The sequence below is a fragment of the Halorubrum yunnanense genome (assembly GCF_026586675.1).
Lineage (GTDB): Archaea > Halobacteriota > Halobacteria > Halobacteriales > Haloferacaceae > Halorubrum > Halorubrum yunnanense.
The window spans coordinates 1-16590 of sequence record NZ_JAODIX010000016.1 but is presented as its reverse complement, the minus strand read 5'-3'; the positions used below and the strand labels follow the sequence as shown (position 1 = coordinate 16590).

Here is a 16590-nt window from a genome sequence, read left to right as displayed (position 1 = left end):
AGGGGCGGGAGACGGCGGTCTTATTGCGGGCTCGGGCTGGAGGGACCGGAGACGCTCCCCTCCTTCAGGGCCGAGCCGGTGATCGACTTGAGCCGGGAGACAAGCGAGTCCTTCTCGGCCTCGCCCTCCAGCGCGATGTCGAGCACCTCGCTGATGTGCGAGACCGGGATGATCTCGATCATCTCCTCGTACTCGTCTTCGATCATCACGTCCTGCTCGTTCGCCTGCGGGATGATGACCCGGGTGCAGCCGGCTTTCGCGGCCGCCTCGATCTTGTGGGTCACGCCGCCGACCGGGAGCACGTCGCCCCGCACCGACAGCGAGCCGGTCATCGCGAGGCTCTGGTCGACGCCGACGTCCTCTAACGCGGAGATGACGGCGGTCGCGACCGTGATGGACGCGGAGTCGCCGTCGACGCCCTGCTGGCCCGCCTGCACGAACTGGATGTGAATGTCCATCTCCGAGATGTTTTCGTCGGAGAACTTCTTGATGATCGCGGAGACGTTCGACACCGACTCCTGGGCCATCTCCTTGAGCTGGCCGGTAGCGATGACCTCACCGGGCCCCTGCGAGGGCGCGACCTCGGCCATCACCGGGAGCATGATCCCGGAGTCCTCGCCCATCACGGCGAGCCCGTTGACGCGGCCGACGACGTAGCCGTCGGAGACCTGCAGCTCGTAGTCCTTCCGGCGCTCGATGAAGTCGTCCGCGAGCTGCTGTTCGATGGAGCGCGAGCGCCCCTTCGCCTGCAGCACGTGGTCGCGGGTGGTCATCTCGGCGTCCTCGCCGCGGGCGATGTCGCCGGCGACGCGAACCATCCCGCCGAGGTTCCGCATCTTCAGCGTGAGGTGACCCTTCCGGCCGGAACGGCGCTTGGCCTCGAGGATGATCTCCTCGACGGCCTCCGCCGAGAACTCCGGCAGGCGGCCGTCCTTCGCGACCTCCTGGGCGATGAAGCGGACGTACTTCCGGCGCATCTCCGGGGTATCCTCGATGGTGTCCTCCATGTACACCTCGTAGCCGTACCCCTTGATACGGCTCCGGAGCGCCGGGTGCATGTTCTCCATCGCGTCGAGGTTCCCGGCCGCGATCATGACGAAGTCGGTCGGGACGGGCTCGGTCTGGACCATCGCGCCCGAGGAGCGCTCGGACTGGCCCGTGATCGAGAACTCGCCCTCCTGGATCGCCGTCATGAGGTGCTGCTGGCTGCGGATGTCGAGCGTGTTGATCTCGTCGATGAACAGCACGCCCTTGTTCGCCTTGTGGATGGCGCCCGCCTCGACGCGGTCGTGGCTGGGCGTCTCCATCCCGCCGGACTGGAACGGGTCGTGCCGGACGTCACCGAGCAGCGCGCCGGCGTGCGCGCCGGTCGCGTCGCGGAACGGCGCGGTCTTCGTGTCGCCGTTGTTCACCAGCAGGTTCGGGATCATCGCGTCCGAGCCGCGGTTCAGGTAGCGGAAGACGAGGTAGACGACCCCCGCCGCGATGATGCCGACGAGGATCTGGCCGACGATGATGAGCGCGTAGCCCAACACGACGGCGATGATAATCCACATCAGCAGCGACCGCATCTGGTTGCGCTTGCGCGCCTCCTCGCGGTGCGCGTCGACGATCTGGTCGCCCTTCCCCGCCGGGACCGTCCGGACCTTCGGCTTGTTGCCGTCGTCGGGGTTGTGGTAGACCAGGACGTCTTGGAGCTCCTCTTTCGGGAGCAGCTCGGACATCGCCTTCGCGAGCATCGACTTCCCGGTCCCGGGCGAGCCGATCATCATCACGTGGCGGCGCTGCTTGGCCGCCTTGATGATCACGTCGCGGGCGTGCTCCTGCCCGATCACCTGGTCGACGAGGCGGTCGGGGATCTCGAGTTCGGCGGTGGTGTCGATGTTGAGCCCTCCGAGGAGGTCGTCCTCGTCGGGGTCTTCGTCGATGTCGGCACCCTCGACCTCGACGGTGCTGCCGAGGTCGTCGATGCCGCCGTCCTCGCTCTCTTCGGTGACACCCTCTGGGGTGACGCCGTCCTCGTCCCCGTGGCCGGCCCCGGTGTCCGGGTCCGGATCGTCGACGACGATCCCGTCGTCCCAGACCTCGTCCGGGTCGCCGTCGGCCGGCTCCTCGCCGTCCGCCGACTCCTCGGTGGGATCGGCCTCGTCGGGCACGCGGGCGCCGTCGCCGGGGGCGACGTCGTCGGGGGCGTCCTCGCCGTTCCCCGCCGGGTCCGAGCCCTCAGAGCCGGTGTCGTCCGGGCTCTCCGGGTCGTCGGTCGGCGGGTCGTTCGCGTCCTTTTCGTTGCTCATAGAATCGAGTTTCGCTACCGAAAACGAAGGGTCGGCTACTGATATACTTTCTCCCCGCAGGCGGATCGCCGGGAGACAGCGAAACGCCGGTAATAGCGGTCGTAAGCGCCGATATCGACGTTCGAACCATCCCGCGGAGTTTATAAATAGTAGCCGCCCAACGTGCATCCATGCGCGGGTTCTACATCGGGCGGTATCAGCCGTTTCACGACGGCCACCGGCACATGGTCGAGGAGATCGCGGCCGAGGTCGACGAACTCGTCTTGGGGATCGGCTCCGCCGGCGACTCCCACACCACCCGGAACCCGTTCACGGCCGGCGAGCGCGTGATGATGGTGACGAAGGCGGTCGAGGAGCTGGACGCCACCACCTACGTCGTCCCCATCGAGGACCTCGACCGGAACTCCGTGTGGGTGAGCCACGTCCAGAGCATGACCCCGCGGTTCGACGTGGCCTACTCGAACAACCCGCTCGTCGTCCGGCTGTTCGAGGAGGCCGGCGTCGAGGTGCGCCAGTCGCCGATGTTCCGCCGCGACGTGCTGGAGGGGACCGAGCTCCGCGAGCGGATGATCCGTGGCCGCGACTGGACCGACCTCGTCCCCGACGCCGTCGTCGACGTGATCCGGGAGGTCGACGGGGTCGAGCGCATCCGCCGGATCGCCGAGACGGACGCAAAGGGGGCCGAGCCGTCGGACGCGTAGGCGCTTCCGGTTAAACCGGCCTCGAACGCGCAGTCGCCGCCTTTTAAGAGTCAGCCGCACCGGGGATCGCTCATGATCACGCTGACGTCCGACTTCGGTTCGCCGTACCCGGCCGCGATGAAGGGCGCTATCCGTCGACAGACGGACGCCGAGATGATAGACGTCGCCCACGACCTCCCGCGCGGGGACCCGCGGGCGGCCGCCTTCTGGCTGCGCTTCGTCCTCCCGGAGTTTCCGCCCGCCGTCCACTGCGCCGTCGTCGACCCCGGCGTCGGCACCGACCGCGACGCGCTCGTCGTCCGCGCCGGCGCCCACGTCCTCGTCGCGCCCGACAACGGGCTCGCGATGCCGCCCGCGAGGGCGCTCGCAGAAGGGGAGGGAGAGACGGAAGAGAGTATCGAAGCCTTCGCCGTCGACGTCGACGAGCCCGCGAGCCGGACGTTCCACGGCCGCGACGTGTTCGCGCCGGTGGCGGCGCGGATCCGCGCGGCGCTCGACGACGGCCCGGCGGCCGCGGGCCCGGAGGGGGTCGCGGCCGCGCTCGCAGCGATGGACGACCTCTCGCCCGCGACCGATCCCGTCGACATCGCGTTCCCCGAGCCGACCGTCGAGCGCGACGCCGACGGCGACCCCGTCGCCGTCGACGGCGAGGTGCTCGTGATCGACCGGTTCGGTAACGTCGTCACGAACGTTCCGGGCGAGCTGGTCCGCGGCAGCGACTGGATCCGTGTCAACGAGGAGCTGACGCCCGTCGCGGAGACGTTCGGGGCGGTCGACGCCGGCGACCGGCTCGTCACCGTCGGGAGCCACGGCTACGTGGAGTGCGATGTCAACGACGGCCGGGGCGACGGCGCGTTCGACCTACGGCCGGGCGACGAGGTGCGGCTGGTCGGCGACAACGTGAGTATGTGAACTCGCGGAGGCGGAAGCGCGGCCGGAGCCGGGGCTACAGCTCCACGCCCGACGGGATCAGGCTCTCGCCGCGGAGGAGGTTCCCCTCGTGGTCGTACACGAGGAACGTGTCCTTGTCGTACGAGACGAGCCGCTCGTCCTCGACGTCGATCTCGACGCGGTAGCGGGCGTCCTCGTCGCCGGCCGAATCGCGCGCGGCGTGGATGAAGGGGAGGACGTCCGTGGCGGTCTCGTTGAGCTCCAACACGAAGTCCCCGGTGTATCGGTTCGTCACGCCGACCACGCCCTCCGGGTCGGCGGCGTCAGAGAGCGGTTCGCGGAGTCGGAACGCCACGTCGACCTCCGTGGCCTCGAGCAGGCCGCCGTCCGTGTCCGAGAGCCGGTCGCGCAGCAGTCCCTCCGGCCCGTGGAAGTCGATCCGGACCAGGGGCGTCGCCCGGTCGTCGGCGTCGTCCCCGACGCCCTCGACGGTCAGTTCGAAATAGTCACGCCGCATTTCCTACCCGATCCTTTGCGGTCGGCACCTATCAACGTAACGGGCGGCCCCCCGCACGGACGGCCGAGAAGACGAGATACGCTGGGACGGACGAGACGCGCCGAGACGGACGAGACGCGCCGCGCGAAGGGACGCCGCGGCCTCGGCCGGGCATCACGACTGAGAACCGCGCGGTGGAATTTAAACCGCCGCGCCGCATACGCCCTCGTGATCAGATGGCGAGTGACGCACGGGAGGATGGCGAGGACCGCGCGGCGGCCCTCCGGCGGCGGCTCTCGCGAACGTGGGAGGTGCTTCGGGGGTCGGAGCTCGACGTCCGCCCCTTCCGCCCGGGCGAGGACAGCCAACTCGCCTCCTTCGCCGTGCCGGACGGCGAACGCGAGGTCGACCGCTACTGGGTGAACGCCCCGTACGCGTTCGTCGTGGTCACCTACGACGACGCGGAGAGCGAACACCGGTACTACGCGGTCGAGCCGGACCTCGACGAGTTCGAGCGCGACCTCCTCGACCGCGTCGTCGACGACATCCGCGACCCACTGCTGTACCGCGAGGGGACCGGGAAGACCGACGAGGAGACGCTCCGCGAGGAGCTGAAGGAGCTCCTGGAGGGGTACGGCGTCGACGCCGGAATGGCGACGTTCCACGCGCTGGCCTACTACCTCTACCGCGACTTCCGCGGCTACGGGAAGATCGATCCCCTCCTGAACGACCGCCGCATCGAGGACGTCTCCTGTGACGGGTACGACCTCCCGATATTCGTCTACCACGAGGAGTACACGGACATCGAGACGAACGTCTCGTTCCCGAAAGGAGAGCTCGACAACTACGTCATCCGGCTCGCCCAGCAGTCCGGGCGCCACGTCTCCGTGGGCGACCCGATCGTGGGCACGACGCTGCCGGACGGCTCGCGCGCCGAGCTCTCGCTCGGGGAAGAGGTCACCCCTCGCGGCTCCGCGTTCACGATCCGCCAGTACGCCGAGGACCCGTTCACGCCGATCGACCTCGTGGAGTACGGCACGTTCTCGGTCGCGCAGATGGCGTACTTCTGGCTCTGTATCGAGCACAACAAGAGCCTCATCTTCGCGGGCGGCACCGCCTCCGGGAAGACGACCTCGATGAACGCGGTGTCGATGTTCGTCCCGCCGCGCGCGAAGGTGCTCTCGATCGAGGACACCCGCGAGCTCTCCTTATACCACGACAACTGGCTCTCCTCGATCACCCGCGAACAGCGGTACGAGGGGACGGACATCGACATGTACGAGTTGCTGCGCTCCGCGCTCCGCCACCGGCCGGAGTACATCATCGTCGGCGAGGTGCGCGGCGACGAGGCGATCACCCTGTTCCAGGCGATGAACACGGGCCACACCACCTTCTCGACGATGCACGCCGACTCGATCGAGACGGTGATCAACCGGCTGGAGAACGAGCCGATCAACGTGCCGCGCGCGATGGTGCAGTCGCTCGACATGCTCTCGGTCCAGACGCTGACCCGGTCGGGCGACGAGCGCGTCCGGCGCGCGAAGACGATCGGCGAGATCGGCGGCATCGACCAGCGCACCGGCGAGCTCGACTACTCGTCGGCGTTCGAGTGGAACGCGGAGACCGACGAGTTCCGCCGCAACGACTCGTCGCTCATGGAGGAGATCGCCGACGAGCGGGGCTGGTCCCGCTCCGAGCTGCTCCGTGAGATCCGGCGCCGCGAGCGCTTCCTCGAGATCCTCCGCGGGCTCGGGATCACCGACTACCGGACGTTCACCGCTCTAGTCAACGAGTACTACGCCGACCCGGAGCAGGTGATGGACCGGCTGGAAGAGCGGGCGGCCGACGCCGACGACGTTGAGGTCCCCGCGTCCGAGGTCGACACCGGAGAGACCCTCGAATGATCGTCTCGATCCCCCTCTTCGCCGCGCTCGGACTGTGTCTGACGCTGTTGCTGCCGGCCGTCTCCCGCCCCGCCGACCTGTTGGTCACCCGGGTCGCGCTGTCGCTGTTCGGGGACTACGTCGGCGAGGACGGGGACCGTCGCCGGCGCCAGCGCGACCTCCTGCGCGCAGCTCACGTCGGCGGCACCCACCGCGCGTACGCCTCCCGGACGCTGCTGTACGCCGGCGTCCTCGGCGTCGCCGGCAGCGTCCTCGGCGTGTACGCGGCCGGCGCGCTCCTCTCCGCGCTCGACGTCGGCGAGGCGGCGATCCGCGCGTCCCTGCCGGCTTCGCTCTCCTTCCTCGGGGGCGTCGCGGGGCTCGCGTCGCTGGGGCTCCCGCAGCTGTTCCTCCTCCTCACGTTCGCCTCGGCGACGCTCGGCTCCGCGCTCGCGGCCGGGACCTACTACGGGCGCTGGGAGCTGCTGAGCCAACGCGCACACGCCCGAGGGGCCGAGATCGACGCCACCCTCCCGCGGACGGTCGCGTTCATGTACGCGCTCTCGCGGTCGGGGATGGCGTTCCCACGGGTGATGGACACGCTCGCGGAGAACGAGGCGGTGTACGGCGAGGCGGCCACGGAGCTGTCGGTCGCCGTCCGCGACATGAACGCGTTCGGGACGGACGCGCTGACGGCGCTCCAGCGCACGGCCCGCCGGACGCCCAGCGACGACCTCGCGGACTTCTCGGAGAACCTCGCGTCCGTCCTCGGCACCGGCCAGTCGATCTCGGCGTTCCTCGCCGACCAGTACGAGCTGTACCAGGAGGAGGCCGAGTCGAAACAGGAGCGCTACCTCGAGCTGCTGTCGACGTTCGCGGAGGCGTACGTCACGGCCCTCGTCGCCGGCCCGCTCTTCTTCATCACCATCCTCGTCGTCATCGGGCTGGTGTTGGAAGACACGCTCCCGCTGCTCCGCGTCGTCGTCTACCTCGGCGTCCCGCTGGCGACGTTCGGATTCGTCGTCTACGTCGACAGCGTGACGCAGGGCGTCGGCGGCACGGAGAGCGTGGACCTCTCCGAGGCGGCCGGCGACGACCCGACCGGCGGAGGCTCGACCGGTGACGCCGCCGCCCCGAGCGTCGCGGCCGACGGGGGGGTCGCGGGCGGAACCGAGCGGGACTCCTGGGCCGCAAGCCGGGAGCGACTTCGGGCGTACGACCGGGTCCGTGGGCTGCGCCGGTGGGTCGCCTCGCCGGTCGAGAACGTTGTCCGGGCCCCGTGGACGTCGTTCCTCGCGACCGTGCCACTCGCGGTCCTCGGGCTGCTCGTCTTCGCCTTCCCGGTCACGCTCGGGCCGACGACCGAGATGGTCGCGCAGGTGGAGACCCCGATCGTCGCCGCGACGGCGCTCGTCCTCGCGGTCTACGCGGTCGTCTACGAGGTCCGGAAGCGTCGCACTCGCCGGGCCGAGTCGTCGGTCCCGGACTTCCTCGACCGCCTGGCGAGCGTCAACGAGGCCGGCACGTCCGTCGTCGGGAGCGTCCGCCGAGTCGCCGACTCGAACCTGGAGGCGCTGACGGCCGACCTGAAGCGCACCCGACGCGACATCGACTGGGGCGCCGACGTGAGCACCGCGCTCCGCCGGCTGGAGCGCCGGGTCCGGTCGCCGATGACTTCCCGGGCCGTGGCGCTGGTGACGAACGCGATGCACGCGAGCGGCGACATCGGCCCCGTTCTCCGGATCGCCGCCGACGAGTCGCGCGCGACGTGGTCGCTCCGCCGGGAGCGCCGGCAGGTCATGCTCACGTACCTCATCGTGATCTACATCTCTTTCCTCGTCTTCCTCGGGATCATCGCCTCGCTGTCCGTCTCCTTCATCCCGGCCATCGAGGAGGCCGCGATCTCCGGTGCCGGCGGCGGCACGGGGAGCGCCCCCGGCTCGCCGAGCGGACCGACCGGGATCACCGATGGGCTCGGCGACATCGACTCGTTCGCCTACGAGCAGCTGTTCTTCCACGCCGCGGCCGTCCAGGCCGTCTGTTCGGGGCTCGTCGCCGGCCAGCTCGGCGAGGGGTCGGTTAGGGACGGCGTGAAACACGTCGTCATCCTCCTCGCGTTGACGCTCCTCACGTTCGCCGTCATCGACCTGGTGTAACGGGCCGCGCGGGAGGGGAGTCCGACCCCTCGCCGCGCCGGCCGCCGGTCACCGGAGCTATGTCGTTCGACGCCGACCGTCCCGCATGGAGCGGGACCCGCAGTCGACGTACGACCGCATCGCCGCGCACTTCGCGAAGACTCGCGAGTACGCGTGGCCCGAGGTCGAGTCGTTCCTCGAGGGGCGCTCGGCGACGCGCGCGCTCGACATCGGCTGCGGCAACGGCCGCCACGCGGAGCTGCTCGCGGGGCGCGCCGAGTCGGTCGTCGGGGTCGACCTGAGCCGCGAGCTGCTGGGCGAGGCGGCGACGCGGGCCCGCGAGTGCGGCTTCGCCGGCGCGCTCGACCTCGTTCACGGCGACGCCGCCGCCCTCCCGATCGCGGACGACGCGGTCGGCCTCGCGACGTACGTCGCCACGCTCCACCACCTCTCGCCGCGCGCCGCCCGCGTCCGGAGCCTCGACGAGGTTGCGCGGGTCCTCGCCCCCGGCGGAACCGCCCTCATCAGCGCGTGGAGCACCGCGCACGACCGCTTCGACCGGGAGGCGGGGTTCGACACGACCGTCGACTGGACGCTCCCCGGCGGCGAGACCGTCCCCCGCTACTATCACATCTACTCACCCGGGGAGTTCGAGGCCGACCTCGGTGAGAGCGCCCTCGAACCCGTCGCCGTCGACGTGTCCAGCGGGAACTGCTACGCCGTCGTCTCCGCGCGCCCGCCCTAATTATCATTATCGATGTCTCGAGGAGAGGGGTCAAGTGACCCCGCCGGCCCGGTCGAGACAATGAGTGCAAGCCGAGTGGAACGTCTCCTGCGTCGGGTGACCCCCGACGCCGTCGTCCGGAGTTACCTCGCGAAGTTCCTCGCCGTCCTCCTCGTCGTCGTCGTCGCGATCGGCGGAGTGGGCGCGGTCACGTACGCGGAGACCACCGATCGTCTCGAATCGACGACTCAGGATCAGTACACCGCCGTCGCCGAACTGAGCGCGACGGAACTCGACCGCTGGAGCGGTGAGCGTCGCACGACGGTCACCGACATCGCCGCCGACGACGCCTTCTCGCAGCAGTCGGACACGGTGGCGGAGTACCTCTCCGGACAGCTGGCCCGGACCGCGGACGAGGTCGTCGCGCTCCACTTCGTCGACCGCAAGAGCGCTGCGGTGCTCGCGTCGAGCCAAGGCGGCGGGGAGGGCGCCGACCGCGGCGCGACCGTCACGAGCCGGCACTGGTTCAGCGACAACATGCTGTTGGGCGGCCAAGCGTACACCTCGCCCACGTACGAGGTCGACGGCGAGCGGCGGATCGCGTTCGTCGCTCGGACCCCGCTCAGCAACTACGCCGTCATGGAGGTCGACCTCGCGCCGGTCGTGGCCGACCTCCGGCAGCCCACCGCGGGTTCGTTCACGACGGTCGTCCACTCCGACGGGACGATCGGTGCGAGCGACCGCGGCGGCGTCGCCGGCGAGCGGTACGGGGAGAGCGCGGTCTCGGAGGCCCTCTCCGACGCGGAGACCGTCGGACACGTCGCGTCGGCGACGCTCGGGTTCGCCGACGGCGCCGACTACTTCGTCGCGTACGCGCCGGTCCCCTCCGAGGGCTGGGCCGTCGCGGTTCACGTCCCCCTCTCGGAGGCGTACGCGCTCTCCGGGATGATCGCCCGGAACCTCCTGCTCATCGTCGGCGTCGCCGTCGTCGGACTCGGTCTGCTCGGCGCGACGCTCGGCCGGGGCACCGTCGCGGAGCTGAACCGGCTCACGGGGAAGGCGCGGGCGCTGGAGGGCGGCGACCTCGACGTGGCGTTCGAGACAGAGCGTCGCGACGAGTTCGGCGACCTCTACGGCGCGTTCTCGACGATGCGGGACTCTCTCGGCGAGCAGATCGAGTCGGCCGAGACGCAGCGGCGTCGGGCCGAGGCGGCCCAGGCCGAGAGTGAGGCGTTCGCGGAGCGGCTGGAGGCGCGGGCCGCGGCGTTCGGGGCGACGATGGACGACTGCGCCGACGGCGACCTCACCGCTCGGCTCGACGTCGAGCCCGACGACCCGGACGCGCTCGCCGACATCGCCGACGGGTTCAACGACGCGATGGACGCGCTGGAGGGCGCAATCGCGGAGGTCGACGCGTTCGCCGCGCAGGTGACCGCGCGGAGCGAGGCCGTCACCGACGGCGCGGACGAGGTCGCGGCGGCGGGCCGGGAGACCAGCGACGCCGTCGACGAGATCTCGGCGGGCGCGGAGCGGCAGAGCCGCCGGCTCTCCGAGGTCGCGGGCGAGATGGAGGACATGTCGGCGACCGTCGAAGAGGTCGCCGCCTCCGCCGATCAGGTCGCGACCACCTCCCGGGATGCGAACGCGGCCACCGAGGAGGGCCGCGAGGCGACGGCCGCGGCGGTCGACGAACTCCACGACGTCGAGGAGCGGTCCGAGTCGGCGACCGAGACGATCGAGCGCCTCGAGGCGGAGATGGCCGAGGTGGACGCGATCGTCGAGACGATCTCGGAGATCGCCGACCGCACGAACCTGCTGGCGCTGAACGCCTCGATCGAGGCGGCGCGGGCTGGCGAGTCGGGCTCGGGCTTCGCCGTCGTCGCCGAGGAAGTGAAGTCGCTCGCGGAGGAGACGCAGTCGTCCGCCGCCGAGGTCGAGTCGCTGATCGACGGGCTGCGAGAGCGCACCGACGAGAGCGTCGCGGAGATGGCGTACATTCGCGAGGGGGTCGAAGCGGGCGTCGAGACGGTCGAGGCCGCGGACGACGCCCTGAGCGAGGTCGCCGAGCGCGTGGCGGCGGCCGACGACGGCGTCCAAGAGATCTCGGGCGCGATGGACGCGCAGGCGTCGTCGGTCAACGAGGTGACCGGCGCCGTCGACGAGCTGGCCGGCGTGAGCCAGCAGACCACCGCGGAGGCGACCACGGTCGCGTCGACCGCCGAGGAACAGGCCGCCACGCTCGGTGACGTCTCCGAGCAGGCCCACGCGCTCACCGAGCGGGCGCGCGACCTGCGTCGGATGACGGAGCGGTTCGAAGTGGACGCCGAGCGAGCGGCCGGCGAAGAGAATATCGAAGGCGACGCGTTCGACGCCGACGAGCCCGGTAGCGGCGACGCCGACACCGGCTTCACCTTCGGCGCGGACGAGGTCGACACCTCGGTGAGCGCCGACGGCGGGGTCGATCGAGAGCCGGACACGGGCGTCGGCGAGGCGTCGTCGAACGCGAACGCGGAAAACTAGTCGCGCGGCCTACCGCGCCGGTCGGGTCACGGCCTCAGTCGGCTACGGTCTCGTGGCCGGTCTTCGCGTCTTCCGCGAGCGGCGTCGCGATCTTGTACGCCGCGTAGAGGCCGAGCACGGCCACCCCGGCCAGCACGACGCCCGTCCGGATCTGCGGCGAGATCAGCGGCGTCGCTATCACGTCGCCCGCCTCGTTGGTCATCGGGACCGGGCTGTACGGGGGGCCGACGAGGATCTCCAGGATCCCCATGCCGACGGTCCCGAGCAGCATCAGTCCCGCACTCAGCCCCATCGCCGCCTTGTCGATGATGTCAGTCATTTTGTGTCACCTCTTAACCGAGCAGGTACCGGAGTTTCGGGTGCGCTTGCACGACCGAGAGCTTCTCGATGAGCGCGTCCAGGCCGTAGTACCGGCCGGCCGACAGCATGATCACGGTGATGAACAGCAGCAGTCCCATGAAGTCGCTGTTGACCAGCCCGTGACCGAAGCCGGCGTTGCCGACCCAGAACAGGGTCATGAAGATGACCCCGCCGAACGCGGCCAGACGGGTGAACGCGCCGGCGATCAGCGCGAGCCCGATCAGCGTCTCGAACAGGGGCACGCCCGGCTCGATGAGCCACGCGAGGTTGTTCCCCATCCAGACGGGGATCCCGCCCAACGCGGTGCCGGTCATCCCCTGCATGTAGGCCGAGCCGTAGGTGTACGAGAAGCCGCTCTCGATCACCTTCGTGATCCCCGAGTGGAAGAACCACCACCCGGTCACCACGCGCAGGAAGGCGATCCAGTACGCCGCCCACGGACCGTCGAGCGCGAACTCGACCTCGTCGACCAGCGGATTGCTTGATTGGTATGACATCGTGTTCACCTCACGGATGTACGTTGCACGTGTCACGGATGTACGTTGCACGTGTCCCCGTATATGTACCCGACCGGCTTCTAACCGCCTGAAAACCGTTCTAAGACTGCGGGAACGGCCCGCGATATTGTGGTCTTTTAAATACACCTCCAAACGATCGTCCAATTTGCCGGTTCCCGATCCGCGGACCCGCCGTCGGGAACACGGAACGTTTATTGGATTCGTTGGACCTACGTTTACACGCGTCAGTGACGGACGCACCCACGCGCGCCGGTGGTCTAGTGGTAGGACCTGAGCCTTCCAAGCTCATGGCCCGGGTTCAAATCCCGGCCGGCGCACTCCCTTCGGTCGTGCGCCGCCCGTACCCTCGCTCGCTCACGCCGTTCGCTCGCGAGGGTCCCGGCCGGCGCATTTCTCGAACGAAGTGAGAGAAATCGCCGAGGGATTTGAATACTCAAATCGCCGCCTACAGGCTCGACCCACCGTCGACCCACACCGTCTCCCCGGTCACGTAGCCGGCGCCTTCAGAGGCGAGGTAGAGGTAGGCGTCGCGCAGGTCCGCGGGCGTGCCGGCCCGTGACGGGAGCCCGTCGGACTCCTCGATGGCACCTCGCGCCTCGTCGGCCCACCCCTCTCGGATCTCGGTGGCGATCGGTCCCGGGGCGACCGCGTTCACCCGGATCCCGTGCCCGTCGAGCTCGAGCGCCGCGCTGCGGGTGAGCATCTGGATCCCGCCCTTCGTCGCCGCGTAGTGGGAGTGGTTCCACTCCGCGCGCTCGGCCGTCGTCGACGACGTGTTCACGATCGCGCCCTCGACCCCGCGGTCGATCATGTCCTTGGCGGCCAGCTGGGTGCCGAAAAAGGCGCCTCTGAGGTTGACGCCGTGGACGAAATCGAAGTCCTCGGGCTCGACCTCGAGGAACTCGAGGCTGCGGTGGACGCCGGCGTTGTTCACCATCACGTCGACCCCGCCGAACTCGCGGGCCCCCTCGATCACCGACTCGATCTGGCTCGGCTCGGAGACGTCGGTCTCGACGAACGCGGCGGTCCCGCCGCGCTCCTCGACGGCCTCGTGCGTGGGCGTCTCGGCGTCGGCGTCCTTCGCGTCCGCGCGGACGTCGGCGTTGATAACAGTCGCGCCGGCGTCGCCGAATCCGAGCGCGACCGCGCGGCCGATACCGCTCGATCCGCCCGTGACCACGACCGTCTCGCCGGAGAAGTCCGCGCTGATGGTTCCCATACGCACGTTCGAACGCAGCGGATCAAAAAAGGCCGGTATCGCGTCCTTCCGAACCGATGTGGACCCGTCTCAGTCGTCGTCGGCCGCGGGCTGCTCCGCCTCCGAGCCGCCCTCCGCCTCGGTTCGGGGGCCGCCCGCGTGACCCTCGTGGGCGACCGCGTTCGCCAGCAGTCCGGGTGAGATCGCGGGCACCTCGTCGGCGTCGACGGCGCCGTCGCGAGCGATCTCCTCGGCCGAGCGGGGGAACTCGCGGATCTCCTTGTGGACCGCGAGCCCGGCCTTCGCGCCCTGCCCCAGCGCGACGGGGACCTGGTTGTGGCCGGGCGTCACGTCGCCGACCGCAAAGACGCCGTCGACGCTCGTGCGCCCGTGGTCGTCGACGTCGACCTCGCCGCCCTCGGTGAGGTCGCAGCCGAGCCCCTCGGCGAGCGCGGTGTTGTAGTCGGAGCCGTACATCGGGAAGCCGCCGCGGTACTCGCGGCGCGCGCCGTCCTCGAACTCCATCGCCTCCAGCCAACCGGAGTCGGGGTCGTTCTCGATGCCCGCCACGTCCTCGTGGACCACCTCGACCGGGTGCGCCTCGAGCTGGGCCGCCGTCTCGTCGCTCCACGTGGGCTCCGCGCCGCGGGTCAGGACGTCCACGTCATCGGTCACGTTCAGCATGATCATCGCGACGTGGGCGGCCGCCTCGCCGTGGCCCATCACGTACACCGGCTCGTCGACGAACATGTAGGCGTCGCAGTGGAGACACCAGTGGAGCCCCTTCGCGTTCCGCGGGAGCGGCGGGTCCGGGCGCTCGTCGGAGAAGCCGGTCGCGAGCACGACCCGGTCCGCCAGCATCTCGGCGTCCTTGGTCGTGAGCCGGAAGCGGCCGTCTTCCGTCTCGACCACGTCGGTGACGAAGCCGCGCTCGAACGTCCCGCCGTACGACTCCACCTGCTCGCGACCGGTCGCGAGCAGCTCGTTGCCGGAGACGTCCTCGGTGACGCCGATCACGTTGTGCGTGTCGGCCATCATCGCCGCGCGGCCGCCGCCGCGGTCGATCAGCACCGTCTCGTGTCCCAGGCGGGCGCCGTACAGGGCGGTCGTCAGCCCGGCCGGTCCGCCGCCGACGACCGCGATCTCGTACTCGTCGTCTGCCGAACTCATTACCGGATCGTACGCGACGCATCGGTTTAAATGGAGTCGTGGTGTGCGCGGGCCGCGGCCAGCCCGGTAGGGGCCGCGTACCCGCTTCGCGCCTCCCGATCCGCGGGTCCCCGGAAGCTTATTATGGTTCATCGCCTCGGCTGTGGCAGTGCCATCGCGACTCGCCGCCGCCCTCGTCCTGCTCGCCGTCGGGGTCAGCGCCGACCTGACCTCCACCTACGTCGCGATCGGGGGCGGACAGTACGTCGAGGGCTCCCCCGTCGGCAGCGCCTTCATCGCCGCCTTCGGGCTCGTCCCCGGGATGCTCCTCACCAAGGCCGCGGGGATGGTCCTCATCGGGTTCCCCGTCGCGGTCGCGGGCGGGACCCGGCGGCTCGTCGCGACGCTGATGTGCGCCGGGGTTGGCCTCCTCTCTCTGGCGACCGCAGCGCGGAACGTCCTGCTCCTCGCCGGACTCTGGCCGTGAGACTCACTCTCCCTTATAAAGGCGATCGGCGGTGCGCTCCGGGAGTCCGGCGTCGGCGACCGCCTCACTCACCCGGTCGACGTCGTACGCGACCCGTTCGAGCGCGACGTCGCCCGTCGCCGTGTCGAGGACGGCGTACCCCGCGTCCGGGTCGCCGTCGCGCGGCTGGCCGACGCTCCCGGGGTTGACGACGACGCCGCCGGCGACCGAGCGCTTCCCTTGGACGTGCGTGTGCCCGAGGACGATCCCGTCGTACTCGCCCATGTGCCGGTCCAGGGTCGGGAACTCCTCGGGGTAGACGTAGGCGTCCTCGCGCTCGGCCGCGGGGTGCGAGTGGACGAGCAGGTACCGCCCGCCAGCGAACGTCTCGGCGCGCGGGAGCCCCCGGATCCACGCGAGCCCGTCGTCGGAGAGGGACCCCTTCGCGTGTTCGAGTCCGGCCTCCGCCATGTGGTTGGCGCGGTAGCGCTCGGGGGTCTCGACCGTGCGGTCGTGGTTGCCGCGGACGGTCATCGCGGCGACCTCGCGCACGCGGTCGACGCACTCGGCCGGCCACGGGTTGTACCCGATCACGTCGCCGGCGCAGACGATCCGGTCGACCGCGGGCATGTCGTCGAGGACGGTTTCGAGCGCCGGCAGGTTCGCGTGGACGTCCGAGATGAGCCCCACTTTCATCGGATCGTCGTTGTGCGTCGACGCCCGAATAGGTTCGGCCTCTACCTGGGTCAGAAGCTGATCGAACGCGGGAGCGCCGAAGGCTGCGGTCACTTTTAACTGATTGACAGCGGATCGACCGTGAACGCCTCCAAAGCCCCAGCCGCGTCGGCCGCCCTCCGCGTTACTCCGGGCGACCGACTCCCTCGCGCGTACTCCTCACGCCCGCTGGGCGCTCGGAGGCGCGCGCCGACCGCGGATTCATTTATAAATAGGTCTCGACGCCGCTCCCTCACGCCGCCTTCGTCGACACCGCCATCCCGTCGCCGACCGGGAGGATCGCGCTCTCGACGGCGTCGTCGGAGCGCACCGTGCCGACGTACCCGCCGATCCCCCTGGTCTCGCCGTCGACTTCGGAGTCGGGCAGGGGGGCGCCGTGCGTGCGAGTCGTCCGCACGGTAGTTGAAACCGGCCGCCGGCGACGACGCGGGACCGGTGCGGCCACGCTGTTCGTAGTGTTCAGATAAGCTGATTCCATGCGAAAGCGAATGATCTGAGCCACTCGTCAGCAGTTTCTGCT

General features: G+C 70.0%; 14 protein-coding genes, 1 tRNA gene and 1 pseudogene. 8 read left to right on the top strand and 8 right to left on the bottom strand.

The annotated features are described in order from the left end of the window. Nucleotides 1-20: 20 nt before the first annotated feature. On the bottom strand, nucleotides 21-2294 hold the full coding sequence (lonB, locus tag N5096_RS03595; protein ID WP_267662963.1) for an ATP-dependent protease LonB: 2274 nt from the start codon (nucleotides 2292-2294) through the stop codon (nucleotides 21-23). 170 nt (nucleotides 2295-2464) lie between these two features. Between lonB and N5096_RS03590 the strand changes: the two genes are divergently transcribed. Continuing rightward, the gene (locus N5096_RS03590; protein ID WP_267662962.1) at nucleotides 2465-2995 is read left to right on the top strand and encodes a nicotinamide-nucleotide adenylyltransferase; all 531 of its coding nucleotides are present in this window, start codon (nucleotides 2465-2467) and stop codon (nucleotides 2993-2995) included. Between the two features lie 72 nt (nucleotides 2996-3067). Beyond that, complete coding sequence (locus N5096_RS03585) at nucleotides 3068-3907, top strand: SAM hydrolase/SAM-dependent halogenase family protein (protein WP_267662961.1); 840 nt, start codon at nucleotides 3068-3070, stop codon at nucleotides 3905-3907. Nucleotides 3908-3941: 34 nt separating this feature from the next. Here the strand turns inward: N5096_RS03585 and N5096_RS03580 are convergent, their stop codons facing one another. Further along, nucleotides 3942-4403: a DUF5793 family protein gene (locus N5096_RS03580; protein WP_267662960.1), complete on the bottom strand. Its 462-nt coding sequence runs from the start codon at nucleotides 4401-4403 to the stop codon at nucleotides 3942-3944. 215 nt (nucleotides 4404-4618) lie between these two features. On the opposite strand from N5096_RS03580, the gene N5096_RS03575 reads away from it, so the two are divergent. From N5096_RS03575 to N5096_RS03560, 4 genes are all read left to right on the top strand, one after another. Then, a complete protein-coding gene (locus N5096_RS03575) occupies nucleotides 4619-6286 on the top strand; it encodes a type II/IV secretion system ATPase subunit (protein WP_267662959.1) in 1668 nt (555 codons plus the stop codon). After that, nucleotides 6283-8421 carry a type II secretion system F family protein gene (locus N5096_RS03570; protein WP_267662958.1) on the top strand — a complete coding sequence of 713 codons (2139 nt, stop codon included), beginning with the start codon at nucleotides 6283-6285 and terminating at the stop codon, nucleotides 8419-8421. Before N5096_RS03575 ends, N5096_RS03570 begins: the two co-directional genes overlap by 4 nt. 85 nt (nucleotides 8422-8506) lie before the next feature. After that, nucleotides 8507-9145 carry a class I SAM-dependent methyltransferase gene (locus tag N5096_RS03565; protein WP_267662957.1) on the top strand — a complete coding sequence of 213 codons (639 nt, stop codon included), beginning with the start codon at nucleotides 8507-8509 and terminating at the stop codon, nucleotides 9143-9145. Between the two features lie 60 nt (nucleotides 9146-9205). Then, complete coding sequence (locus N5096_RS03560; RefSeq protein ID WP_267662956.1) at nucleotides 9206-11644, top strand: methyl-accepting chemotaxis protein; 2439 nt, start codon at nucleotides 9206-9208, stop codon at nucleotides 11642-11644. Between the two features lie 34 nt (nucleotides 11645-11678). Here N5096_RS03560 and N5096_RS03555 read toward each other — a convergent pair whose 3' ends face one another. Beyond that, a complete protein-coding gene (locus tag N5096_RS03555; protein WP_267662955.1) occupies nucleotides 11679-11963 on the bottom strand; it encodes a hypothetical protein in 285 nt (94 codons plus the stop codon). Between the two features lie 13 nt (nucleotides 11964-11976). Then, nucleotides 11977-12501 carry a DoxX family protein gene (locus tag N5096_RS03550; protein ID WP_267662954.1) on the bottom strand — a complete coding sequence of 175 codons (525 nt, stop codon included), beginning with the start codon at nucleotides 12499-12501 and terminating at the stop codon, nucleotides 11977-11979. A 267-nt stretch (nucleotides 12502-12768) separates the two neighbouring features. Between N5096_RS03550 and N5096_RS03545 the strand changes: the two genes are divergently transcribed. Continuing rightward, nucleotides 12769-12839: transfer RNA gene (locus tag N5096_RS03545), tRNA-Gly, on the top strand. Nucleotides 12840-12967: 128 nt separating this feature from the next. Here the strand turns inward: N5096_RS03545 and N5096_RS03540 are convergent. Next, the gene (locus tag N5096_RS03540; RefSeq protein ID WP_267662953.1) at nucleotides 12968-13741 is read right to left on the bottom strand and encodes an SDR family NAD(P)-dependent oxidoreductase; all 774 of its coding nucleotides are present in this window, start codon (nucleotides 13739-13741) and stop codon (nucleotides 12968-12970) included. A 69-nt stretch (nucleotides 13742-13810) separates the two neighbouring features. Further along, nucleotides 13811-14890 (bottom strand): NAD(P)/FAD-dependent oxidoreductase, encoded by a 1080-nt coding sequence (locus tag N5096_RS03535; RefSeq protein ID WP_267662952.1) that lies wholly within the window; start codon nucleotides 14888-14890, stop codon nucleotides 13811-13813. Between the two features lie 148 nt (nucleotides 14891-15038). Between N5096_RS03535 and N5096_RS03530 the strand changes: the two genes are divergently transcribed. Beyond that, on the top strand, nucleotides 15039-15356 hold the full coding sequence (locus N5096_RS03530) for a hypothetical protein (RefSeq protein WP_267662951.1): 318 nt from the start codon (nucleotides 15039-15041) through the stop codon (nucleotides 15354-15356). A gap of 3 nt (nucleotides 15357-15359) precedes the next feature. Here the strand turns inward: N5096_RS03530 and N5096_RS03525 are convergent, their stop codons facing one another. After that, the gene (locus N5096_RS03525; RefSeq protein WP_267662950.1) at nucleotides 15360-16031 is read right to left on the bottom strand and encodes a metallophosphoesterase family protein; all 672 of its coding nucleotides are present in this window, start codon (nucleotides 16029-16031) and stop codon (nucleotides 15360-15362) included. A gap of 271 nt (nucleotides 16032-16302) precedes the next feature. After that, nucleotides 16303-16446: pseudogene (locus N5096_RS03520) on the bottom strand (O-methyltransferase); the annotation flags it as partial. Nucleotides 16447-16590 lie beyond the last annotated feature (144 nt).